We start from the raw sequence: 25,453 nt of genomic DNA on the forward strand, positions 1-25,453 counted from the left end.
GTCAGGAGTCGTCGTCGAGCAGCAGCGTGAATATCTGCTTCTCCGCGAGCCGGAGGTGCTTGTTGAGCGTCGGTTGCGTGATGTCGAGTCGGTCCGCGACGGCGTTCCCGTCGTTGTCCCGCGGCCACTCGAAGTAGCCCGCCGCGAGCGCGGTCTGGAGCACCTCGAACTGTCGGTCCGTGAGTTCCTCGCGGACGCGCTCCCCGAGCTCCGCCGGCGTGACCGTCTCCTGGTTGTGCTGGCGTCGCGCGACGAGCTCGAGCGACGGCGCGATCGCCTGGAGGCGTTCGACGAACGACCGGACGTCGGCCTGCTGTGGGACCTCGACCACGACGGTCGTCTCCGCCGGGTCGGCGGTCGCGGTTCGCAGGACGCCCCCGTACTCGGCGAGTGGCGACCCGAACCAGTCGTCCGCGCGGACCTCGACGAGCGTCGACGTGGACTCGGCGGCGACGACGGTGACCGCGCCGTCCAGTTCGCCGCTCGCGATGTCGGCGACGTCGTCCGGGACGCCGCGGTCGAAGCTGTAGTAGACGCTGACGGCGCCGTCCTGTCGCGCGGCGGTGCGCTCCAGGGTGACGCGACAGTCGGCGACCCTGGCGGCGCGCGCGAACGACAGGGCGTCGCCGCGGCCCGTGAACTCGAGCTGGACGGTCTCGTCGGATTCGAGCGCGCGTCGACGCTCGATGGCGACGATGGCGTCCCCGATGGACGTCCCGAGCTGGGCGAGCACCCCCTGTTCGCGGTCGCCGAACGCGTTCGGACGGTCGGTCGCGACCGACAGCACGCCGTGCGTGATGCCGTCGTACGAGATCGGGACGGCGCAGATGGACTGGTAGCCGGCGGCGAGCGCTCGCTGCCGCCACTCGCCGGCCGGCCCGGCGTCGACGATGGACTCCGTCACGTGCACGTCGTCGGTCTGCCAGGCGCGTACGGCCGGATGCGGGTCGGCGGTCTCGCCGGTCGTCTCCAGGCCAAGGCCGTCGACGTACCGGTCGGTGCCGCCGACGACGGCGCGCGAGGTGAGCGTGTCCGCACCGGCTTCGAGCCCGCCGACCCACGCCAGCTCGTAGGGGCCCGCGCTCGCGAGGCGCTCGCAGACCGCGCGCTCGACCTCGCGCGCGGTCGACGCGTCCGTGATCGCGGCCTCGACGCGACGCGTGAGTCGCGCGATGCGGTCCAGGCGCTCGGCGCGCTCGGTCTGCGTGCGGAGTTCCGCCTCCTGCGCCGCGAGGCGCTGCTGTCCCTGCAGGTGGTTCAGGGCGGCTTCGAGGGTCGCAGCCAGCACGTGCGCCGCGTCGATGGTCTTCGCGGGAAGCGGCTCGTCCATCGACCCGACGAGCAGGACGCCGTGGTTGCCGAGCGCGAGCGCCCGCCAGTCGGCGAGTGCGCCCAGCCCGGTCTCCGACCCTGGCGGCTCCGCTCCCGGCGTCGCGACGGCCGTTCCGTCGCCCGGCGCGACGACCCCTCCGGCCGCGAACGCCTCCCAGATCGGGCCCTCGCCGGGTCGTATCGGCGCCGTCGTGACCGCGCTCGGCAGCGCGCCACTCCCGACCGCCGGTTCGAGGACGCCGTCGCCGTCGTCGTAGAGGAACGCCCCGACCGCCGGCAACTCCAGGGCGTCCGTCGCGGCGTCGACCGCGGTCCGCGTCGCCTCCGCTGGCGTGTCCGCCGTCGCGAGCCCGTCGGTCGCCGCCTCGAACGACGCGATGCGGCGCTCGTGAGCCTTCCGCTGCGTGACGTCACGGCTCACGATGACGACGCGCGGCGCGTCCCCTTCGAACGCGATCGGATAACAGTCCGAGTGCACCCACCGCTCGGTCCCGTCCGGGCGCTCGATGCGGTACTCGACCGAGTACCGGTCGTCGGCCCTCCCCGCGTAGACGTCGTCGACGACGTCGTCGACGAACGCACGGTAGTCGCTGCGGTCCTCGGGATGAAGCGTCCCGAAGAACCCGTCGTCGTACCGCTCCTCGATCGCCGCGAGCGACCGCCCCCAGATCGCCTCGTACCCCGAACTCACGTAGTCCGGGTCCTGGTCGGCCGCCGTGATGGCGTCCGCTCGCGTCATGAAGATGGCCTCGTCGATGCGGTCGACGATCGCGCGGAGCCGACGCTCGGTCAGTCGCTGCTCGGTCACGTCGCGCTGCAGCGAGAGCACGCGCTCCTCGCCGCCGATGGTCGCCGGCGTGAGCGTCGCCTCGATCCAGAGGCGGTCGCCGCTCCGCGTCACCGCCCGCCAGTCGATGGTCCGCGACTCGCCGGATTCGGCGACCGCCCGGATGATCTCGCGACCGCGTTCGCCGGTGTAGTCGCCCTCGGAGACGCTGAGTCCCTCGATGCCGAGGTCGCGGATGGTCTCGACGTCGTCGTACCCCACCATCTCGTGGTACGTGTCGTTGACGTCGACGAACTCCGCGGTCTCCGGGTGGAAGACCGCGATGGCGTCGTTCACGCTGTTGAATATCTGCTCGTACTCGCGCTCGCGCTGCCGGCGTTCCGTGATGTCACGCTGCATCGAGACGACGCGGTCCTCGCCGTCGATGACCGCCGGACTCACCGTCGCCTCGATGTGGATCGTGTCACCGTCCGCGGTCTCCTGCTGCCACTCGACGGTCTCGGACTCGCCGGACGACATGACGCGCCGACAGAGCGCCTGCGCCTCCCCCTTCGTGAACCCCGCGTCCGCGCCACTCAGCTCGTTGAAGTCGAGGTCGAGCAGCGTCTCCAGGTCGTCGTACCCGAGTCGGTCGACGAACGACGCGTTCGCGTCCACCAGCTCCGCCGTCTCCGGGTCCTGTATCGCGATGGCCTCCGTGACGCCGTCGAATATCTGCTGGTACTCGCGCTCCCGTCGCTCGCGTTCGGTGACGTCCCGGACGCTCGCGAGCACGCGCTCCGCGCCGCGTATCTCCACGACGCTCAGGTGGATCTCGGCGGGGAACGTCGTGCCGTCCCGTCGCTCACTCTGCCACTCGAACAGCTGTGGGCCCTCGGCTCGCGCCGCGCGGATCTTCTCCTGGGCTGCGTCGATCCCGTGGTAGGGCGCGGTGACGACGTCGATGGTCTCGCCCACGAGCTCCTCGCGCTCGTAGCCGTTCATCTCGCAGAACCGCTCGTTGACGTCCCGTATCTCGCCGGTCTCCGGGTCGTGGACGACGAGGCCGTCGGAGACGTTCTCGAACACGCCCCGGTACGTCTCCTCGAGCTGGTGGCGTTCGGTGACGTCCCGCGCGAGCACGAGCACGCGCTCCTCGCCGCCGATGGTCGCGGGCGAGAGCGTGCAGTCCAGGCGCCGTCGGTCGCCGTCGGCGGTCTCGACGACCCAATCCACGGTCTCGGCGTCGCCGGTCTCCGCGACCCGCCGCTGTATCTCGAACGCGCGAGCGGCCGTGTAGCCGTCGTCGGTCGCGGAGACCGCCTCCAGACCGAGGTCGAGTAACTGCTCGCGGTCGTACCCCGTCACCGCGAGGGCGGACGCGTTCACGTCGACGAGCGCCGGCTCCCAGGGGTCGTAGACGAGGATGAGGTCGTTGACGTCGTCGAACACCTGCTCGTACCGTTCTCGTTCGGTGGCCGACGGCTCGGCGCGCGCTCCTCGGTCCGCCCGTTCGTCGTCCCCCTGGCGTCCGTTCGTCGGTGTGCTCGCGTCGGCGACCCGGACGAGTCGGGTGGCGAGCACGCCGGGGTCGCGTTCGAGGAGCGCTCGCGGGAGCGTCACGACGTCGGTCGTCGCGAGCGCTCCGAGCACGCCGTCGTCCGTCCACTCGCCGACGAGCAACGCGACCGGCGTCGACCCGTCGCCGACCGCGAAGCGGTCGACGACCCCCGTGGCGTCCACGGTCGAGTCGGTCGTATCGACGACGACGCAGTCCACCTGCTCGGTGGTGTCGGGAGCGACGCGACAGACGTCGACGCGCCGGTCGACGCTGCCGCTCCCCGAGCGCACCCCGTCGACGACGGCGTCCGCTCCCACCACGCCAACGCGAACCGGGCGAGCCCTCGCAGCGGTCATACCCCCAACTCGACGCCCACCTCCCTAAAACCAGGCGGAGCACGCACGGCCCGCCGTCGACTCGGGTCAGTCATGCTGGGCGCCCGTGGGGTCAGTCCTGGGCGACGCCCGCGGGTGCGGCGTCGGTCGTGACGGCCCCGGGCGCGTAGCGACTCCAGAGCACGAGGAGGCTCGGGAGGACGAGCACGCTCACCGCGAACGCGGTGGTCAGGGCGACGACGACGATGGCGCCGAAGCTCTGGAGCTGGGGGTGCGGGACGAGCGCGATGGTGGCGAGCGCGCCGGCGGACGTGAGCGTGCTGCCGAGGAGCGCGCCGCCGGTGCCGGTGACGGCGGCGTCGAGCGCCTCGTACGTGCTCGCGCCCTCGCGGCGCTCGTCCGCGTACCGGTCGCCGACGTGGATGTTGTAGTCGATACCGAGCCCGATGACGAGACTCGTCAGGAGCGCCGTCAGTAACGTCAGCGGTATCGACAGGACGTACATCGCACCGACGACGATGCCGAGCACGAGCGAGATCGGGACCGCGACGACGACCCCGAGCGTGGCGCTCCCGTGCATGTACCGGAACACGCCGGCGAGCGTGAGCGCGATGGCGGCGAGCGCGACCGTCATCGTGGTGAGGATGCCGTCGACGATGGCGCCGAGGACCGCCTCGTTGACGGCGAAGCTCCCGGCGACGGTCGCGGTCCGGTCGCCGTCGTCGCCGGCCATGACGGCGGCGCTCTCGTCGAGGTCGGCGACGACCTGGTCGGCGTTCGCGTAGTCCGCGTCGAGCGACAGCGACACCAGGAGGGACCGGTACTCGCCGTCCTCGCGAGCGACGACGCGACTCGCGACGTCGCTATCGGCCTCGTAGAGCGCGTCGTAGACGCGGTCGAGGTCCCGGTCGGGGACGCCGTCGTCGTCGGTGTCGGCCGCCGCCAGCACGGCGGCGAACGAGTCGTCGCGAGCGGCGACCGCCCGCATCACCGTGACGGGTGACGTGACCGCACGGGTGCCCGTCCCGTCGGCGAGGAGCCCGCGGTCGCGGACGTCGTCGACGCCACGCTGGACGGCGTCGAGCGTCCCGTCGCTCGTCACGTCACCCTCGACCAGTATCGGTTCCCGGAACGCGGCGTCCGCGCTCGCGGGCTGGTAGACCGCCTCGACGTGCGCGCTCTGTGCGGCGACCGGATGCGTGTCCCAGCCGAGCGGACCCGGGAGGTCCTGCTTCCACTCGGCGACGTCGCCGTCGCTCTGCTGGTAGCTCTCCTCTTCGAGACCCAGCCAGGCGACGCCGCCGGCGGCGCCGACGACGACGGCGACGACGAGCACCACCGGCGCACCGCGGCGCGCCAGCGTGACCGCTCGCGCGAGGGCGGGCCTGAGGTAGCGGCCGTGCCCGAGCGGCGCCTTCCGCCGGTCGACGCCGACGCGTTCGAGGAGGCCGTCGATACCGATCTTGAGGGCCGGGACGACGGTGAGGAAGATGACGAGCGCGCTCGCGACGCCGAGCGTGATGGAGATACCGAGGTTGCGGATGAGCGGGAGCGGGCTCGAGAGGTTCGCGAGGAACCCGATGGCGGCGGTGACGGTGACGAGGACGAGCGCGGTCGCGATGCGGGCGACGCCGCGATGCATCGGCGCGCGGATGCCGTCGTCGGGGGCGCGTTGTTCGCGATAGCGGTTGAAGACGTGGAACCCGAAGTCGATGCTCAGGCCGGCGATGAGGACGACCGGGATGACGGTGACGGTCCCGGCGGCGACGCCGAGCCAGCCCAGGAGCCCGAACGTCCACAGCACCGAGAGGACGACGCCGGTCATCCCGACGACGACGTCGACGAGGTCGCGGTACGCGAACCCGAGGACGACGAGGACGAACGCGAGCGCAGCGGGGACGACGAGCTCCAGCATCTCCCCGAAGAAGTGACTGCTGTACGCGTTCCACGCGTGACTGTTGAGGACGAAGAACCCGCTTGCCGAGCGCTCGCCGGCGCTCCGGTAGAGCGCCGCCGTGGCGTTGTCGAGGACGGGCTCCTCGACGTCGGTGTCGAGGGCGACGAGCAGCCGGCGGTCGGACGCCGTCGTCTTCCCGAGGTCGTGGTCGGCCGGTAGGAACCGCTGGGCGCGCGGGTCCTCGGCGAGCGTGCGTTCGAGGAGGCGCTCGAACTCGTCGGCGCTCGTGGCTTCGAGCGCGTCGATCTGCTCGGCGACGGTGGCGTTCGGGCTGCCGGCGGCGCGGACGGCGACGAGGTTCGCGAACCCACGGACGCCGTCGTCGTGGAGCGCTCGACTGACGGTCGCGTTCTCGCGTATCGCCCGCTGGTAGCGCAGTCCGGCCAGGAGCGACTCCTTCGAGAGCGCGTTCCCGCCGTCGATTCTGACGTAGACCGGTTCGACCGTCCGGTTCGGCGTCTCGTCGGTCCGCGCGAACTGCGATTCGATCGTCTGTGCGGTCTGGACGCGGTCGAGGTGGTCGAACGCGTCGGGGTCCGCGCTGGCCTGACTGCCGGTATCGACCATCGGAACCCCGGCGACGACCACGCCGGTGAGGAGGACCATCGCCAGTAGCGTGACGCGGGTGTGTTCGGTGACGAACCCGATCAGGGCGTCGACTCTATCACGTGACATCGTTCTTCTTACGAGCACCTTCGCCGGACATCTGGTTATGAGTGGGAACAGGGTTGCGAGCCCACCAATCGCGCGAAACGTTCAAGTACGAGGACGGTCGCGCGACGTGGCGGTGGACGGAGACGAGCACGCTATCCGCCCGCCAGACCCCCGCTCAGGCACATTCGACACGGAAGAGCGGAATCGGACACCAGAACCACCTGGAATCGACCGCGACTACGAGAGCTGACGTCGGTTACCGACGGGTCGACGTACGGCAACGTCGGTCACCGACCGTATGTCTCACATCGCGGTCGGCGCGTTCGTCGCGGTCCCGACGTCAGAGAAGACGAATCTCGTCTCGTCCGGCCCGGTCTCGATCGTGCCATCCCACCCGTGTCCCGAGACGACCCGCTCGACTATCAACAGACCGAGGCCGGGCCGGTCGGCACCGAACGACCCCCCGAACACCGATTCGGCTATCTCGGCGGGCATCTCGGGGCCATCGTTGACTATCTCGAACCCCGAGTCGGTCCCGCGGACGGTCACCGTCACGCCCTCGCCGCAGTGCTCCTTGACGTTCCGGAAGACGTTCTCGAACAGCTGCCGGAGCCGCGACTCGTCCGCGACGACGATGCGACTCGCCACCACCTCCAGCGTGGCGTTCGACGGCGAGACCACCTCCCAGGTCTCGCGTGCGACGTGGCCCAGGTCAACCGGTTCACGCTCACCGACGTCCACGCCGTCGCGGGCCAGAGCGAGCGTGCTCGTAATGAGCTCCTCGATGCGGTCCAGCGAATCGAGCACGGTCTGGAGGTGCGTCGCGAGCGATTCGGGCGCGGTCTCGATCGCGTACTCCGTGTACCCGATCGCGGCCGTGAGCGGATTCCGGATGTCGTGTGCGAGCACCCCGGCGAACTCCGTGAGGCGTTCGTTCTGCGCTTCGACGGTCCGATGGTGCTTCTCGCGCTCTATCTCGTAACTGATCCACTGCGTCAAGAGCTCGACGAACCGCTGTTCGGTCTCCCCGAACTCGCGGTCCCGGGGCGCGTTGTCCGAATAGCAGAGGGTTCCGTACGTCTCCCCGTCGACCACGATCGGCGCGCCGATGTAACACTGCAATCCCGTGGCCTCCCGGGCGACGTCGTCGGCGTACGGGGACGCGTCCGCGTCCGCCACGACCACCATCTCCTGGTCGTCGACGACGTGCCGACACCACGTCTCCTCCAGTTCGGACACCGAGCCAGCGGCATACGCGCCGGACATCATCGTCGAGCCGACGACCTCGTACTCGCCGTCGGCAGTGTACGAGAGCACGCCGTACGCGAGGTCCAGTCGGTCTCGACCCAGTGTCACCGCTCGTTCGATCTTCTCTCCCAGCGATAAGGACCTGTCCGTTCCCAGCTCGTAGAGGTCGCGAAAGTAGGTATCCGGGTTCCGTGACATAGACATCGTCTTTTCCCGTTCAGTTCTCTTCATCGTTGGGACGACTGAACCCGCTTCGCTCCATGACGCCCCAGCTGTCGACACCGCGGACGTACTCGAGCAGCCCGTGCCACGCGACGACCGTCTTCCACTGCCGGTACCCGAAGTTCTCCAGGATACCGTACCAGAGCAGTCGCAGTATCTGTCGCGGGTTCTCGTAGCGGTTGAAGCTCCAGACCTCGCTGAAGACGCCGAACCACGAGAGGAAGATGCCGACGCCCGTCGTCAGCAGGAAGAACACGAGGAAGAACTCGATGCTCAACACGCCGAAGTACCACGCGAGCGGGAGCACGATGTACCCGAGGCCTTCGATGAGCGGACCGAACGTCTCGGCGGCGACGAAGAACGGGAGGATTATCGTGCCGACGCGACCGTACTTCGGATTGAACAGCATCCCGCGGTTCGTGACGACGGTCTCGACCATCCCGCGGAACCAGCGTCGGCGCTGCCTGCCGAGGACGCGACGGCTGGCGGGGACTTCGGTCCACGCGACCGGTTCCGGCACGAAGTCGACCGTGTACTCCCTGTCCTCGTCCGTCAGATATCGGTGTAAGCGGACGATGATGTCGAAGTCCTCGGTGATCGTGTCCTGTCGATACCCACCGATCTCTCGGACGACGTCGGTACGGAAGAGCCCGAACGCCCCGGAGATGAGGATCAATCCCTTCAGGCGGTCGAGTCCGAGTCGCCCGGAGTAGAACGCGCGGAGGTACTCCATGACCTGGAGTCCCGGGAGGCCGGTCTTGGGGAGTTTGACCTCCTTGACGAGTCCGTCCTCGACCGTGCATTCGTTGGCAACGCGGACGACGCCGCCCGTGGCGACCGTCGTCCCCGGCCGTTTGAGGAACGGTTTGACGATCTGTAACAGCGCATCTCGGTCGATGAGCGTGTCCGAGTCGACGGCACAGAACAGCGGCATGTCGGTGAGCCAGATACCGGCGTTGAGCGCATCGCTCTTCCCGCCGTTCGCCTTGTCGACGACCAGTAGCTCCTCGTAGCGGGTGGACCGGTACGTCGCGTGTATCTCCTCGCTGGGGACGTCGAAGGGTATCTCGGACTCGAGTTGCTCGAGGTCGAACCGCTCGACGAGTCGGTCGAGGGTCGCGTCGGTCGAGCCGTCGTTGACGACGACGACCTCCAGTTCCGGGTAGTTCAACGACAGCATCGACTGCACGCTCTCCTCGATCGTCGAGACCTCGTTGTAGGCCGGGACGACGAGCGCGATACCCGGATAGAACGGGCTCGCGAATCGCCTGAATGGCTGGTCCCACTCGGACTCTCGGACGTTGTCACGCAGTTCGAGGAGGGCCAGGATGTGGATGGAGAGGTAGGAGAGGTTGACGACGACGTAGTAGGCCAGGACGAACAACCCGGTGGCGGCGAACAGTTGCGCGGCGATGGCGGTGGGTGACGCCACGGCTCACTCACCCACCGCTCGCGTCCGGCCACGGGCGACGCCGTCGTATGACGCGTGCTCGCTGCTCCACTCCCAGGCACTGCCGAGGACGGCAGGTTCGTCGGCGTCGATGCGGTCTCGCCTGCTGACGAGGGCGTTCGTGCCGCGAACGAGTGCGCGCGGGTCGTCCTCGGAGACGAGTGCGTAGACGAGGAGCGTCAGCGCCTCGTGGTCGCCCCACGCGCCGAGCATCTCGTAGACGGCGCCGCGGACGCGCGGCGAGGGGTCGTCCGTCGCCCGGGCGAAGAACGTCGAGTCCCTGAGGTCCGGTCGCCACCCGAACCCGCCGAGTGCGCTCGCCGCTGCGGCCCGGACGCCCTCGTCGTCGGCCTCCAGACTGGCGGTCAACCACGAGATGTCCGCCGTGCGGACCGCCGAACCCAGTTGCCCGCAGACGAGCAGCACCTGCGTCAACAGCGCCGGTGGCCACGCGTCGTACTGCTCCGTCGCGATCTCGAAGAGCGCGTCCGGGTCATCGCTCGCCAGTCGATAGAGCGTGTCCTGCCCGAAGACGCTGAACTCCTCGGTCGCTCCCGCGAGCAACAGCTCGAGACCCTGTCTCGGACTGATCAGCTCACCGGTCTGTGACAGGAGTCGAGCGACCGAGGCGCGCTCGGGTGGCGTCTCCGGCCCGTACGACGCCGCCCGGTATGGCTCCGGGTCGTCCAGCCGTATGAGCCACGTCAGCGCCTGGAGCCGGACGAACTTGTGCCCGCGTTCCAGGTCGGAGCGAGCGCGTTCGGGGATGCCGAGCGCGGCGCCGAGTTCCTTGAGCGAGTCGGTCTCGCTCCCGTCCAGTTCCCGGAGGTACTCGGCCAGCAGGTCCTCGGCGACCTGTCGCTCCGTCGCGGAGAGCGTGTCTATCCAATCGTCCCAGTTCGGGTCCGGTGAGAAGGCTCGCTCGAGCAGCGCGTCCTGGACGTCCGGCCGGACGCGGTCCGCTCGCTCATCACGCCGATGACGGTACACCGATAGTCCCAGGGTGAGCCCGGCGGAGACGACGAGTCCGATACCGACCAGCAAACCGAGGACGACGAGAACCGTCTCGATGGGGAGGATGTAGCCACCGAACCCTACGTCTCCCTGCATCAACCCCGAACCCCGTCACGCGTTCGCATATCTGTTCACCCGAGCCAACAGCTCCTGCGCGCGGAACGGCTTCGTGACGTAGTCGTCGGCCCCCGAATCGAACCCCTCGAGCACGTGGTCCTCCTGACCGCGGGACGTGAGCATTATCACGGGTAACTCCGGACTCACCGCCAGTTCGCCGTTCCGGACCATCCGTAGCAGTCGCGTGCCGTCGAGCCGCGGCATCATGACGTCGAAGATGGCCAACGCCGGCTCGTAGTCCGTCTGGAGCAGGTCGGCAGCGGCACGGCCGTCCTCGCAGACGCGGACCGCGTATCCGGCCCCCTCCAGGCGGTACGTAAGCAACTGACGGATGACCTCGTCGTCGTCCACCACGAGTATCCCCTCACCCATTCTTGTCACCTGTACGACGTCGGTCGTGAAAAGCCCATCTACTGGTCGGTGAACTGCCGGTATCCTCGTGAATGCGGTCCTCAGACGACGCCGCGACGACCGAGTGGAACATGTCAGGTGTCAACTCACTGTACGTCGAACTCGAACCGGGCCCCACCGTCGGTTCCGTCCGTCACGTCGACCGTCCAGTCGTGTGCCTTCGCGATGTCGCTCACGATGGAGAGCCCGAACCCGGTTCCGCTCTCCATGGAGGTGACACCGTGGTCGAACACCCTGTCCCGTTGGTCCGGTTGAATCCCCGTGCCGTCATCTTCCACGTAGAACCCGTTCCCGTCGGGTAGCGGACCGACAGTGACGGTCACGTCGCTGCCGCCGTGTTCGATCGCGTTCCGGAAGAGGTTCTCGAACAGTTGAATCAGGCGTCCGTCGTCTCCGACCACGCGCGGAACCTCGTCGAGGACCGCGAGACTGGCCTCGTGCGTGTCGACGTACCCCCACGCTTCGGTGGCGACGGCATCGAGACGTATCTCCGCCGGGTCGGTGATGCTCGTCTCGCCCCGTGCCAGGGTGAGCAGGTCCTCGATGAGCCGTTCGATGCGGTCGTGGGCCTCCTCCACGCGTTCGAAGTGCGTCGGGTCCTGCGTCTCCCGAGCGGCTTCGGTGAACCCGGTCGCGACGGTCAACGGATTCCGGAGGTCGTGCGCGACGACGCTCGCGAACTGGTCGAGTCGCTCGTTCTGTCGCTGGAGTCGCAGTTCCCTGTTCGCCCGGCCGAACGCTGCGCCCACCGTCGAACCGAGCACCTGGAACAGGTCGAGGTCCGTGTCCGAGAACTCCTGCTGGGAGGGCGTTCCGACCGCGAGAAGGCCGAACTCGCCCAGCGGGACGAAGAGACCGCTGCCGAGTTCGGACCCCGACACGTCCAAGGAGATATCTGACGCGAGTTCGTCGTACACGCGGATCTCCGAGGACTCGAACGCCGTCCAGCCGGGACTGTCCTCGCTCTCCAGCCGCGGTAGCTCCCCGACCAGTTCGCGCGTCGCGGTACTCGCAGCGAGCGGGTCCAGCGTCCCCGTCTGGTCGTCGTACTCCCAGACGGCGGAGATATCGAATCCGAGCGTCTCCGCTGCCGCTTCGACGGTGAGCCGCCCGATCTCTTCGCTCGACTGTGCCCCACTGAGTCGTTGTGCGGTCTGCTGGAGCGAGCGGAGTTTCCGCTCCAGCTGTTTCTGCTCCGTGATGTCGTCCAGGACGGCGAGGATGCTCGTGGAGTCACCGTCCGGGTCGGTGATGGGGGCGACGGACAGCAGCAGGTCGAGTTCCTCGCCGCCCTTCGTCTCTCGCCGTATCTCCGCGCCGCGTATCCGTTCGCCGCCTAGCGCGCGCTGACGGAACGACGCGAACTCGGAGTGCTTGTCCGTCGGGACCATCGGATTGAACTCGCCCAGGACCTCCTCCGACGACCACCCGAACACGTTCTCCGCCTCGTCGTTCCAGCGGATGACGTTCCCGTCGGAGTCGATCTCCATGACGGTGAGCGGCGTCGCCTCGATGAGCGATTCGAGCCGCTGGTTCGTCATCTCGAGGGTGCGCTCTCGCTCGACCTGTTCGGTGACGTTCCGCGCGATACCGACGATGCGAACGATCTCGTCGTCGACGATCACCGGCGCGAGGCTCGTCTCCCAGAACCGAGCGTCGTCGTCGATCGCCAGCTCCTCCCGGTACGATATCGGGCCGCGATGCCTGACGCACCGGTGATAGTTCGATTCGACCGCTGCGCCTCGCTCTTCGCCGAAGACCTCCCGCGGCGTCTGTCCGCGAACCTCTGCGGTCGTGAGACCCGTCTGGGTCTCGTACCCCGGACTGAGGGTGGCGAACTCGAACGTCGGCATCTCGCCGCTCGTCTCGACGTCGAGCAGGAAGATGGCGTCCCCGGACGTCTCGAGCAGCGCCTCGTACTCGCCCGCGAGTTCCTCGTACTCGCGTTCGGTCCGCTTCCGCTCCGTGATATCCTGGACGACGCCCCGCAGTACGGCGTCGTCATCCTGACCGCTCTCGACCCGCTCCCCTTGCGCGCGCACCTCTCGGACCTCGCCGTCAGGGCGGACGATACGGAGGTCGAGGTCGTACGGTTCACCCTCCTCGATCGCCCGCTCGACGGCCGACCGTATCGTCTCCCTATCGGCCGGATGATAGAACTCGACCCCATCCGCGAGCGACGGCTCGTAGTCCTCGTCGACGCCGTGAATCCGCCTGATTCCATCGGACCAATGTAGCTCGCCCCACTGCGGGTCGTACTGCCAGATCCCGATATCCGCCGTCTCCTGGATGCGCTCGAACAGGAACTCCTGACGCTCTAGCTCCTCCCGACTCCGGGCTCTGGAGATCTCGGTCGCCGCGAGTCCCGACAGCAGCTCGACGAACGTCCGCTCCAGTGCGCCGAACGCGGCGACCCGAGTCGTCGGGCTCGAGAAGTTGACGGTCCCGTAGCGCGTCCCGTCGACGACCAGCGGCGCACCGATGTACGACTCCAGTTCGAAGTCGCGGTACGCCGGATGGGATTCCTTCCCATCCGCGACCGCGTCCGCGAACGAACACACCTTGTCCTCGGCGACCACCTCCGCACAGTACGTCGATTCGACGTCGAACCGGTCGCCGGGACTCATGTCACCGTCCGTGCGTGAGCCGCCTTGATCGTGTAATCACGCCCCTCTATGTGCGAGATGAGGCCGAACTCGAGACCCAGCGTCCGGCAACCGACCTCGAGCAGTTCCTCGAGACGCGTCTCGGTGGAGATGTCGCTCTCGGCCATGACGGCCTGCAGTTCCTGCAGTGCATCGCGTTCCCGCTCCAGTTCGTTGGTGGCCTCGCTCTGCGCAGTCACGTCCCGAGCAACGACGAGGACGCGGTCGTTCCCGGGACGCTCGAACGGCGTGAAACGAACGTCGAGCGTTCGCGTTCCCTGCCCGTCTTCGAACTCGACCTGCAGGTCCGAATCGTATAACCCGGTGACGCCCCCGTCACCTTCGAGTTGCTGCAGCGACGCCGTGATGGCGTTCGAGAACCGGCTCACGTCGGTCTCGGACACTCGACCACCGACAACCTCGGCCAGCGGTCGCCCCTGCAACTGCCCGGGCTCGCCGCTCGTCAGCCGGCGCTCCGCGGCCGCGTTCGAGAACTGGACGACGCCTTCGCCGTCGAGTATCAGGACGATGTCGTGGATGTTCTGTAGGATCGTCTCGCTGCGTTCCAGTTCCAGCGTCCGCTCGCGCTCGGTCGTGGTCTCGCGCGAGAACACGGTCAGTCCGTCCTCGTCGGGGAACACGCGGATCTCCGCCCAGTAATCGAACGGTTCCTCGATGTACTGCTCGAACGTCGTCGACTCACCGGTCCGCATCGCCGTCCGATACCGCTCTTCGAGTTCGGTTCCGGCGACCGACGGGAACCCCTCCCAGAGGACGGTGCCGACGACCGTCTCAGGGTCCTCGTCGACACGCTGGGCCATCTTCTCGTTTATGTACTCGATGCGCCACTCGTCGTCGACCGCGTAGATCGCGTCGGTCGCCCGCTCGAGCGTCCGCTGGAACCGGTCCGACATCTCCTCTGCTCGCTGCTGGTCGCGAGCCGCTTCGACGAGCGTCCGGATCCGGTCGCCGAGCAGGGAGAAGCTGTCCTCGGTCGCGTGGATTGGGATGTATTCGACCGCGTTCGTCTCCGTCGCGTCCCTGACGACCGTTTCGCTGTCGCGGCCGGTGAAGAGGATCACTGGAAGGTCGTAGCCGTCTGACCGGACGGTCTTGGCCAGGTCGATGCCGGTCGTGTCCGGGAGCGAATAGGAGGTGACGACACAGTCGATGGCTGACGAATCGAGCAGTTCGAGTGCCTCCTCGGCGTCGCGCACGGCCGTGATATCGAACTCGGCGTGACTGCTCGACAGTTTCGTCCGAACCAGCTCCCCGAACCCGGTATCGTCGTTCACGTACAGGACGCGCACCCCCCCACCAAGGTCGTCGTCGTCAGTCATTGCAGCAAGTATGGATTGAACGATAATCAATCATCTGGCGTTTATGCGATGGGCGAAACCACCTGGCTCGTTTATTGTTTGCTGGATACCGTGGAGTCATGAGACGCGATGAGCTAGGCATGGCCATGGATCGCCGTCGGTTCCTTCGGACCGCGAGCGTCACCGGGATGGCCGGCGTCGCTGGCTGTCTCAGCGACGAGACGGGTCGGACGGACGTCCGCGTCCGCGATGGCGGATTCGAGCACCTGGTGGACGGTGGGTACGAACCGTTGACGGTTCGTGGCGTCAACATCGGGATGGCAAAGCCCGGTTTCTTCCCCGGGTCGGCGGCTATCACCCGGGCGGAGTACGACCGATGGCTCGCAGATATCGGCGCGATCGCCAACGTGATACGGACCTACACGATTCACCCGCCGGAGTTCTATCAGGCCCTGGCCGAGTACAACGTGGACGCCGCCGACCCGCTGTACCTGCTGCAGGGGACGTGGGTCCCGCATCGGCCGATGGTCGAAGCGGGTGCGATAACCGAGCTCTCCGAGACGGTGGATGAAGAGTTGCAGCGAACCGTCGACGTCGTACACGGTTCGACGACGTTGCCGGAACGCCAGGGGCACGCGAGCGGCACCTACGAGACCGACGTCCACGATTGGCTCCTGGGGTACCTGTTCGGCGTCGAGTGGCCGCCGGACGTCGTCGAAGCCACGAACCGGGCCCACGGCGATGGCTCGTACACGGGGACGTATCTGGAGAGCGCGGGGAGCCCGTTCGAGCGTTGGCTCGCCGAGCGCCTGGATGGATTGGTCGACCACGAGACGGACGCGTACGGTTCGCAGGCTCCCGCCGGGTTCGTGAACTGGGTGACGACGGACCCACTGGAGCATCCGTACGAGCCGTTCGTCTCCGAGGACGCGGTCAGCGTCGACCCCGATGCCGTCAGGGCGACGGACGAGTTCTCGCCGGGGACGTTCGCCGCGTATCACGTCTACCCGTACTACCCGGACCTGCTCAACGAGACACCGGAGTACGTCGAGTACGTCGACCACCGCGGCGAACCGAACAGCTACGCGGGCTACCTGAACGACCTCTCGAGCGCCACGTCGCTCCCGCTGCTCGTCGCCGAGTTCGGCGTGCCGAGTTCCCGGGGGATCGCGCATCGCGACGTCCACGGGCGCGACCAGGGGCAACACACCGAACGGCGGCAGGGCGAGATCGTCGCCGCGATGTACGAGGACATCGTCGAGGCCGACACCGCAGGGGGCGTCGCGTTCGCGTGGCAGGACGAGTGGTTCAAGCGGACGTGGAATCTCGACGCCCGCTCGGTTCCGGGCCGACGGCCGTACTGGTCGAACGTGGAGACGCCCGAGCAGCGGTTCGGGCTGTTGGCGTTCGATCCGGCGGACGCCACGTCGTTGTCCGGCGACGGGTCCGAGTGGGCCGACGCGGCGGTCAGCGGGCCGACCGCGACGTCCGGTGTCGACGCCGTCAGACGGCTCGAGGAGTTACGGGTCTCGCACAGTCTGGAAGGGCTGGAGCTCCGGCTCACGTTCGAGGAGTTGTCCCAGCCCGTCTCGTGGGACCGAGTGAACGTCGTTCTCACCGTCGGGCTCCGTGGGGAGTCGACGGCGCTCCCGCTGGGGACGGACGCGACGGCGGTCGCGGACTTCGTGGTGCACCTCGGCGGTGCGTCGAACTCGCGGCTGCTGGTGGAGTCGTCGTACGACGCGTTCGCTCGCGAGTTCGGGACCGCAGCCGGCCTCCCGACGACGGACTATCGCGACGGGAGCGCCGGCTTCGTGCCCGTTCGCGAACCGTTGAACCTCGGCTACACCGTTCCGGCATCGGGGGAGGAGGTCCCGTTCGAGTCGGTCGAGACCGGACGGCTCACGTATGGCAACGGTAATCCGTCCGCGAGCGCGTACGATTCGCTGACGGACGTCCACGTTGCGCCGGGCGCTCGAACTATCGAGGTCAGAATCCCGTGGGTGTTGCTCAACGTCGCCGACCCGTCGGCGAGACGACGGATCGCTTCGGACTGGGACGACGGGCTCGACGCGGTGTCGTTCGACGCGGTCACCGTCGGCGCTGGGACGTACCGTCCGGATGCGGACGGGCGAGCGCGGACCGTTCCCGGTGAGACCAACCTCACGCACGCGATTCCGGGCCTGTCGGGTGATGAACTGCGGACCACCGAGTACGCCTGGGAGACGTGGTCCGACGTCGCCTACTCGGAGCGACTCAAGCAGTCCTACGACGTGCTCGAAGACGAGTGGGGCGAGGACGGTTGAGGTCGGGGTTCTGTCGGGTTCGACCGCGAGAGCGAGAGACGGTGGCTGTCCTCCGTCGACGATAGATGCTCCCGGTCGCTGACGGATGCTTTCACTGCTGACGGATGCTTTCGCTGCCGGCGGATGCCGTCAGTAACCGAGGTGGGGTCGTCGGACGGGAAGGAGTGGCGGCTTCGACGAAGAGCGGGAGGTGTCCTCGGAGCGGACCACCGACCGAACCCACTCCAGGAGGACCCACCGCGCGGTATGGAGGTCGGTCAGCGCCGGCGCGAGACGACGAGTGCGGCGGCGAGCAGTGCGACGAGCGCGACGACGATCGAGAACCCGGGCGTGGAGTCGCCGGCGGGTTCGTCGGTGGCGTCCCCGGTCGTGGTGACCGTCGGTGCGGCCGTCGTCGGTTCGCTCGTGGTGGGTGCGGGGTCGACCTGCAGTTGACCCTGTTCGACGCCCGCGACCGCGAGGTCGTACGTGCCGGCGTCGGCCGCGACGAACGAGATCGGGATGGTGGTGGTCTCGCCCGCGGGCACCTCGACGAACTTCGTCTCGACCGACTCGCCGTCGAGGGAGACGGTGGCGTCGTACGACTGCGCGCGCGTCCCGTTGTTCGTGACGGTGACGGAGGCGGTGACGAGGTCGCCTTCGGTGACGTTGGTCGAGCCGACGTCGACGCTCCCCACGGAGAGCGCGGGGTCGTCGACGACGAGCGCGAACGTGGACAGTCGCTCGGTGCTCGCGACGACGTGCCCGGGGGCACCGTCGACGGACTGTTGGGTGAGTTGCTGCCACTCGTTCGCCTGGGCGTCGTAGCGGTGTATCTCGACGTCGTCACCGGACTTCAGGAACTCGAAGGTGACCGACCGCAGGTCGGCGGTCGAGAGCGACGACGTGACCGAGAGGTACCGGACCGCGCGCGCGTCCGACTCGATGGCGGGCGTCCCCGCCGGCGGTGCCTCGATGCGTTCGAGCGTCAGGTCGAACGCGAGGTCGTGACGCACACCGACCGCGTCGGGGCGCGAGTCGACCGTGACGGACGTGAGCTGGTTCCCGGTCCCCGCGAGGATGGCGGCGGCGGGCAGGTCGACAGTGACGGGGGTGCCGGCGTTGGCGTCCGCGACGCTCGCTTGCAGGCGGTCGCCGGCGTCGTTCGTGGTGACGTCTATCGACATCGGGTAGGGTTCGTTGACGTGCACGACGTCGACGCGCTCGTTCGAGAGCACCATCTTGTAGTCGCCCGGTTCGTCGAACCGGTAGACGAGCGACGTGGTGGTCTCCGAGAGGTGATCGACGGTGACGCGCTTCTCGGCGAGCAGTTCGCCGTTGGTCGTCAGGAACAGGTTGTGCGTGCCCTCGACGAGGCCCTTGTTGCGGAGCGTGACGTTGAACTCGACGGTCTCCCCGGTCTCGATCTCGGTTCGGTTCACCGAGTGCTCGATGGCCTTGATGTTCGGGCCGACCTCGAACTCGTTCTGGCTGTCGTCCCCGTCGGAGTTCTCGGGTGCGTCGACCGCGGTGAAGACGTTGGTGGCGACGCGCTCCATCGTCCGTTCGGCGTTCGTGCCGATGTCGAGCCAGTCGCCGTCGATGTCGTCGGCGAGCACGCGGAGTTCGTTGTCGGCGCTGCTGTCGCACGGCGGCGAGTGAACGTCGCACGTGCTGGCGCTGACGGTCGATGGCGAGACGGAGAGGAACGTGTAATCCTCGAGCCCCTCGACCGCTCGTGCGCGAGTGTCGGCGTCGCTGTCGTCGTCCTCGTCGGTGATGAGGACGATGACGCGTTCCGCGTCGGAACGGTAGTTCATCTCGGTCGCCTTCAGGATGGCGTCGGACGCGCGCTCGGTGCTCCCGGCGGGCGAGAAGACCATCGCGCGCTCGATGGCGTCGAAGTTGGACGTGAACGGTTGTCGGACGGTCGCGGACGACGTGTACGTGACGAGCCCGAATCGCGCGTCGACGTCTCGTTCGAGGAGCGTCCGCTGGAACGTCTTGAGTTCGTTCGCGAGCTGGTACCGCTCCGTGTTCATGCTGTCGGAGCTATCCATCACGAACACGACGTCGACCTGGTTCGAGGCGGCGCGGGTGGTGCTCGTGGACGCGACGTCCTCCGTGGTGTTCTCATCGGTCTGGCTCGTGGCCGAGACGGTACGGGTGGTATCGAGCGCGCGCACGCTGTCGGTCGTCGAGAGCGACTGACTCGGTTCGGCGACGGACGTCGCCGTTGCCGCGGCGACGGTCGAGGTCGTCACGAGGATGGTGACGAGAACGACGGCGACGCGTGCGAGCGTCGTGGTTTGTGGGCGCCCGGTCGCGGACGCCCTGGTGCTGCGAGTTCGGTCGGGTGACATACGACTCTACGAGGGTGACGACGGTACCTTGTAACGGGTAACATACCGACGTGAACGCGTTCCGAATCCGTCCGTAACAGCGGACCAGTTGCTAGGCGCCGCTCGCTGTCGGTTTCGGCCGGAACGCGGTGGATAGGCAGCGGCTGAGGGGTCGGATAGGCGACCTATAACTATCCCCGTGACAGGGGTTCCTTCCGGTAGAACGCCGCGGGTCGCGCTCGGGCGACCGCGGGGGTAGCAGATGACACAGTCCCACCGGCACAGACCCATCGGTTCGATAGGAGACCACCGTCACGACCCGTCCACCGGTTCGCTCGGACGCCGACCGCACGACCCGTCCCCTCGTTCGGTGGCTTCACCTCGTCGTCGCGGACCCGCTGGTCCGCGGAGCGAGTACGGGCGCGTCGCGTCGGGGGCGGGGAGGGCGTCGTAGCGATGGTCGGGTTCGAGAACTTCACCGAGCGCCTGCTCTCGGTCGTGAGCGCTCGCGTCCTGACGCTCGGCATCACGTTCGTCACCACGCCCATCGTCGTCCGGCTCCTCGACCCCGCGGGGTACGGGAACTACGCGGTGCTGTTGTCCGTGTTCACCATGTGGATCCTGCCGGTGAGTTCCGCGGTGACGGAGGGCGTCCAGAAGTACGTCGGCGAGGACCGCGACGGCGACGCGGCCTGGGGGGCGCGCGTCGTCGGGTTCTACTTCCTCTTCGGTGGCGCGCTCGTCGTTGCGTCGGTCGCGATCATGCTCGCGTTCACCGCACTCGGCGGCGCCGCCTGGCTGTTCGGGGACGCGTTCACGCGGTACTTCTACCTGCTCGCGGCCTTCGTGTTCGTCGCGCAGTTCCGCGCGATCGGTTACCACGCCGTCCTCGGGTTCGGGAACGAGAAGACGACCGCGACGTTCGACGTCGCGAAGAAGTTCCTCACGATGGCGGTCGGCATCGGACTCGTCGTCGCCGCCGGCATGGGCGTCGCGGGGATGCTCGTCGGACACGTCGTCGCGAACGTCGTCATCGCGGCGGCGGCGGCGGTCATCCTCGTCCGGACGACCGACCTGTCCGCACTGACCGTCCGGTCGCTGCGAGCGCTGCCGCTCCGGGAGCTCGTCGCGTTCAACGGCCTGAACGTCGTGCTCGTGTTCCTCGTGCTGTCGATGGCGCACGTCGACGTCCTGATGCTGCGGACGTTCGGGTCCCCGGAGTCGACGGGGCTCTACAAGGCGGCGTTGAGCACGAGCGAGTACCTCTGGATCGTTCCGATGGCGCTCCAGACGGTGCTCCTGCACTCGAGTTCGAGCCTGTGGGCCGACGGGCGGACCGAGGAGCTGTCACGTATCGCGAGCCGCCTCACGCGGTACACGCTCCTCCTCGTCACCCTGATGGCGCTCGGGATGGCGGTGCTCGTCGACCGGTTCGTGCCGCTCTACTTCGGCGCGGAGTACGAGGCCTCGATCGTGCCGTTGCTCGTGCTCCTCCCGGGCGTCGTCGGGTTCGCCGCTGCACGGCCGCTGCAGGCCATCGGCCAGGGTTCGGGGAACCTGCGGACGCTCCTCCTGGCGGTCGGTGGCGCCGCGACCCTGAACTTCGCGCTGAACGCCCTCCTCATCCCGCAGTACGGGATGATGGGTGCGGCCGCGGCGACGAGCGTCGGGTACGGGTCGATGTTCGCGTTCCTCGTGTGGTCCGCGTACCAGCTCGGGTACGACCCGCTCCGGGACGTCCGACCGCTGCGGCTCGCCGCGACCACCGTCCTCTCCGCACCGGTCGTGTGGGGCGCGAACGAGCTGGTGGCGAACGACGTCCTCGCGCTCCTCGTGGTGCCGCCCGTCGGGTTCGTCGCGTACTTCGTGATCGCCGTCGGCGTCGGGGCGGTCGGCGTGGACGAGGTGCAGGCCATCGTGGACCGCGCGCCGAACCGGCTCGCCGCCCCGCTCCGCGCCGCACTCTCCTGGGTCAACTGAGGCGAACCGTCGCCGTCTTCGCGCCTAACGCCGTCATTACGGCCACGTAACCACGTCATTACCACGTGCGTCTGCCTCGACGGTCGAGTCGGATGACAGCTGTCCGCGCGTTCCGCCGGAGCGACGACCTCGAGGCGTTCCTGTCGCTGTACGAGCGGGTCTTCGGGCGAGCTCGCGACCGCGCGTGGTTCGACTGGAAGTACGCGTCCGGGCCGGGGATGTCGGCGCCGCGCATCGTGGTCGCGGTGAGCGACGGAACCGACGACGGCGCGGCGGGGGAGCTCGTCGGTGCACGACCGTTCCTCCCGATGCGTCTCGCGGTCGGTGAGCGGCGCGTGCTCGCGGTCCAGCCCGTCGACGCGATGGTGCACCCCGAGTTCCGTCGGCAGGGCGTGTTCACCGCGATGACGAAGTGGGCGCTCGCGGCGTTCGAGGCGAGCGACGCGTCGTTGTGTTTCAACTTCCCGAACGAGGCGGCCGCCGCCGGGAACCGACGGCTCGGCTGGCGGAAGGTCCAGGAACGCGCGTCGTTCTATCGGTTCCTGGACCCGAGTCGCGTCGCCGAGTCCGCCGACCTGCGACCGCTCGCGAAGGCCGCGGCGTCGGCGGTCGCCCCGGCCGTCTCGGGGTACAACGCGATGCGGCGAGCGATGACGTCGACCGACGAGGCGGTGACGGTACGCCGGGAACGAGCGGTCCCGGTCGAGGAGCTCGCCTCGCGGTACCGGGCGCGGCCGCCGGACGCGATCCACGTGGTCCGGGACGCTGCGTTCTGGGAGCACTGGACGGCGAACCCGGACTGGCGGTACGAGACGTACCTCGCGGACGACGACGAGAGCGCGCTGCTGGTCGGCCGGTCGACGCGCCCCGACCGCGACGTCGCGCGAGTGACGGACGTTCTGCCACCGGGCGAGAGTCGGTCGAGGGCGGCGCTCGCTGCACTCCTCAGCCGTGCGCTCGACGACCACGATGACGCGGCGATGGTCGTCGCACCACCGCTCGCGGACGCGGCCGACCTCCTCGCGGACCTCGGGTTCCTCTGCGACCGCGACCCGCCGCTCCAGTACGTCGCCACGCCAACGAACCACTACGTTCGGACGCTCACGGGCGAGTGGACGGTCGCCGGCGTCGACATCGCGGACGCCGCGAACTGGACGCTGACGTCCGTCGAGCGCGATACCACTTGAAGAACGGGACGGGGCCTGGAGAACGCGACGCGGAAGGTCGCGACTCCTCGGCGAAAGACCGGGAGAACGAGTATCGATTGGGCGTCTGTCAGTCGAGCTTCGAGCGAGCGTAGCCCTCGGGGAGTCGGCCGTCGTCGACGACCTCGATGGCCGACAGCGGGTACGTCTCCGCGGGTGGCACGGGGGCGAGGAGTCCGCGGGTCGCGCCGACGGTGGCGAGGCTCTTCGTCAGCACGAACTGGATCGCGCGACGGACGCCGAGTCGCTTCGCGACGATCGCGAACGCGAACGCTGACGCGAGCGCCCAGGCGACGACCGCGACCGGACTGAGTATCGAGAGCGCGCCGACGGCGAGCCAGGCGAGGAGCGCGAACTTGTACCGCTGGCGCGCGACGAGTTTCGCGAGGACGCGTGGGTTCCGGGCGCCGTACCGGATCGCTTGCCCGACGCCGTGATAGTAGCCCGCGCGCCACCGGCGGAACGGCTCCGCGAGCGGGTCGTCTAGCGGATGGTTCGCGGAGACGATGGGGAGGCGCACGAGCCTGTGACCGGCGGTGGTGAGGCGGAACCCGACCTCGATGTCCTCGTACGACTGGAGGTAAGGCGCGAAGCCGCCGATCGATTCGAGCGCGTCCCGGTCGTACAGCGCCACGCCAGCGATGGCGTCGACCGCCATCGGGGCGGTCGCGTCGCACTCGTTCAGCCAGCCCTCCACGCCCGCGACGTCGTGAGAACGCAGGTACGAGAGGGCCCGACCGAGCCACTCGTCGGTCAGCGCCATGTCGCCGTCGGCCTGGAGGACGAGGTCGCCGCGCGCGACCCGGTTCCCGACGAACCGCCCGGCGCCGACGGACGTCAGTTCCTCGGGGATGCGGAGCACCGTGATCGGGTAGTCCCTGGCCAGGTCGACGGTGTCGTCAGTGGACGCGGAGTCGACGAGGATGACCTCGAAGGGGTCGACGCCGTCGGCGGCGGTGAAGACGGACTCGATGCAGCCCCGGATGCGGTCCTCCTCGTTCCTCGCGATGATGACGACGGACAGCGTCGGCGTCTCGCCCTCGCTGACGAGGTTCTCCGGCGCTGTCGTCGTTCGTTCCGTGTGGATAGCGTCAGTCATTTCGGGTTGAGAACGCTGTTCTCGACGACGGCGTTCTTCACGTGTCGCGTTCCCGCGGGCGTTACGATGGTCGTGTTCTGGACGAGGACGTCGCCGTCGCTCGCGACGACCGGGTTCCTGGTCGCCTCGATGTGCGAATCGACGATGCGACAGCCCGCCGAGTCGGCGAGTCGGATTCCACCGCGGTTCTTCCCGGATTGCTCGAACGTACAGTTCTCGAAGCTCGTCTCGTCGCGGCCGGTGATTGTGGCGGCGTACGACCCCGCGGCGCTCCCGGTGACCGCGAGGTTCTCGAAGACGAGCGGGTCGGTTTCGTCCTTGTTCGGTTCGAACGCGTGGATGGCGGGGACCATGTCCGCGTCCACGTTGAGGGTGCTGTCGCGAACGTGAGCGCCCCCGTTGTCGCCGTGGACGACGAGCGCGCCGAAGCTCTCGCCGGCGTCCGGGCCGAACGTGACGCTACAGTTCTCGACGAGGATGTCCCGCCTGTTCCGGAGGCGGATGCCGCGCGCGTTCACGTCGTCCCCGGACGGGACTGTGTCGACGACGACGTCCACGTTCCTGGCGGTCGACCCCGTCGACCCGAGACGGACGCCGGAGATGTTGTTGTTCACGTACGACCCGCCGACGGCGTGGACGGCTCCGTCCCCACCGTCCGGGAGCCCCATCGCGGAGGCGTACAGTCCGTTGTCGGAGAACCCGGAGACGTCGCAGTCCTCGAACGTCACCTCGCCGGCGTGGCTCTCTCCGACGAAGAACCCGGTGAGTTTCGTCGTTGCCCGGTGGTGCGCCCGCAGGTTCTTCACGAGACCGACGCCGTTCGGATCGGTGACGTCCATACGGAACCCCGCGATCTGTCTGTTGCAGTTCCCCGTTATCTCGACGTTCTGGACGGTCACGTCACCGTCCGCGACGACGCGGAACTCGCCGCCTGCACCGCGGCGCGTGAAGTCCAGGTCGATGCCGTCGAACAGGAAGTCCGAGACGTTCTGGAACCGGAGGTACGCGAGGTCCAGGCAGACGTCCCGGGTGGCGACGAACGTCGGGCGTTCCTCGGTCGCGCCCGCAATAGCGACGTTGTGCAGGTCCTCGAGCCGGAGCGGGTCGATGCGGTACGTTCCCTTCGGGAACGAGACGAGGGTGCCGTCGCTCGTGGCTTTCTCGAGGAGTGCGTTGATCGGGATGGTGCCGTTCGGGTCGGCGCCCGCGTCGACCGCATCGATGACGTTCGGGTACGCGTCGGCGTGCCTGACTGCCTGCTGACCCGGTTCCTCCGTGTCGGTGACCGGTCCCTGCGTTGGTTGGTCGTCGACCGTCGGTTCGCTGGGGTCCCGGGGCGAGCTCGGATCGCCGTCTCGCGTGTCGCCCGTGAGGTCGCCGATCGCGTACCCGATGGCGCCGGACGTCCCAGCGACGCCCAGTCCCTTCAGGAGGTCCCGGCGGTTCACGCGCGAGCCCCGGTCACCGGGTTCGTCCCTACCCATCGTCGGGCCCTCGTCGGGTCACGGACT

At 68.3% G+C, this 25,453-nt stretch carries 12 protein-coding genes and 1 pseudogene; 3 read left to right on the forward strand and 10 right to left on the reverse strand.

The annotated features are described in order from the left end of the window. Nucleotide 1: 1 nt before the first annotated feature. The 7 genes and pseudogenes from SM754_RS09155 to SM754_RS09185 all read right to left on the reverse strand — a co-directional run bounded on the left by SM754_RS09155 (nt 2) and on the right by SM754_RS09185 (nt 15,052). A complete protein-coding gene (locus SM754_RS09155; protein ID WP_323675920.1) occupies nt 2-4,015 on the reverse strand; it encodes a PAS domain S-box protein in 4,014 nt (1,337 codons plus the stop codon). Nucleotides 4,016-4,106: 91 nt separating this feature from the next. Continuing rightward, nucleotides 4,107-6,626, reverse strand: coding sequence for an efflux RND transporter permease subunit (locus SM754_RS09160; RefSeq protein ID WP_323675921.1), 2,520 nt, complete (start codon nt 6,624-6,626; stop codon nt 4,107-4,109). 282 nt (nt 6,627-6,908) lie between these two features. Continuing rightward, a complete protein-coding gene (locus tag SM754_RS09165; RefSeq protein WP_323675922.1) occupies nt 6,909-7,961 on the reverse strand; it encodes a sensor histidine kinase in 1,053 nt (350 codons plus the stop codon). Between the two features lie 109 nt (nt 7,962-8,070). Beyond that, the gene (locus tag SM754_RS09170; RefSeq protein ID WP_323675923.1) at nt 8,071-9,507 is read right to left on the reverse strand and encodes a glycosyltransferase family 2 protein; all 1,437 of its coding nucleotides are present in this window, start codon (nt 9,505-9,507) and stop codon (nt 8,071-8,073) included. Nucleotides 9,508-9,510: 3 nt separating this feature from the next. Continuing rightward, complete coding sequence (locus SM754_RS09175; RefSeq protein WP_323675924.1) at nt 9,511-10,635, reverse strand: HEAT repeat domain-containing protein; 1,125 nt, start codon at nt 10,633-10,635, stop codon at nt 9,511-9,513. A gap of 15 nt (nt 10,636-10,650) precedes the next feature. Beyond that, nucleotides 10,651-11,028, reverse strand: a complete 378-nt coding sequence (locus SM754_RS09180) for a response regulator transcription factor (protein ID WP_323675925.1) — start codon at nt 11,026-11,028, stop codon at nt 10,651-10,653. A 125-nt stretch (nt 11,029-11,153) separates the two neighbouring features. Next, nucleotides 11,154-15,052, reverse strand: a pseudogene (locus SM754_RS09185) (PAS domain S-box protein). 125 nt (nt 15,053-15,177) lie between these two features. Between SM754_RS09185 and SM754_RS09190 the strand changes: the two are divergent. Further along, a complete protein-coding gene (locus SM754_RS09190) occupies nt 15,178-17,337 on the forward strand; it encodes a hypothetical protein (protein ID WP_323675926.1) in 2,160 nt (719 codons plus the stop codon). Nucleotides 17,338-17,594: 257 nt separating this feature from the next. On the opposite strand, the gene SM754_RS09195 is transcribed toward SM754_RS09190, so the two are convergent. Continuing rightward, nucleotides 17,595-19,679: a PGF-CTERM sorting domain-containing protein gene (locus SM754_RS09195; protein ID WP_323675927.1), complete on the reverse strand. Its 2,085-nt coding sequence runs from the start codon at nt 19,677-19,679 to the stop codon at nt 17,595-17,597. 435 nt (nt 19,680-20,114) lie between these two features. On the opposite strand from SM754_RS09195, the gene SM754_RS09200 reads away from it, so the two are divergent. Further along, complete coding sequence (locus SM754_RS09200) at nt 20,115-21,638, forward strand: lipopolysaccharide biosynthesis protein (RefSeq protein ID WP_323675928.1); 1,524 nt, start codon at nt 20,115-20,117, stop codon at nt 21,636-21,638. A 92-nt stretch (nt 21,639-21,730) separates the two neighbouring features. After that, nucleotides 21,731-22,825 (forward strand): GNAT family N-acetyltransferase, encoded by a 1,095-nt coding sequence (locus tag SM754_RS09205; protein WP_323675929.1) that lies wholly within the window; start codon nt 21,731-21,733, stop codon nt 22,823-22,825. An 88-nt stretch (nt 22,826-22,913) separates the two neighbouring features. Here the strand turns inward: SM754_RS09205 and SM754_RS09210 are convergent, their stop codons facing one another. Then, nucleotides 22,914-23,942, reverse strand: coding sequence for a glycosyltransferase family 2 protein (locus tag SM754_RS09210; protein ID WP_323675930.1), 1,029 nt, complete (start codon nt 23,940-23,942; stop codon nt 22,914-22,916). Next, nucleotides 23,939-25,426 (reverse strand): twin-arginine translocation signal domain-containing protein, encoded by a 1,488-nt coding sequence (locus tag SM754_RS09215; protein WP_323675931.1) that lies wholly within the window; start codon nt 25,424-25,426, stop codon nt 23,939-23,941. Before SM754_RS09215 ends, SM754_RS09210 begins: the two co-directional genes overlap by 4 nt. Between the last annotated feature and the right edge of the window lie 27 nt (nt 25,427-25,453).

This window comes from Halorubellus amylolyticus, assembly GCF_034808145.1.
Taxonomy (GTDB): Archaea; Halobacteriota; Halobacteria; order Halobacteriales; family Natrialbaceae; genus Halorubellus.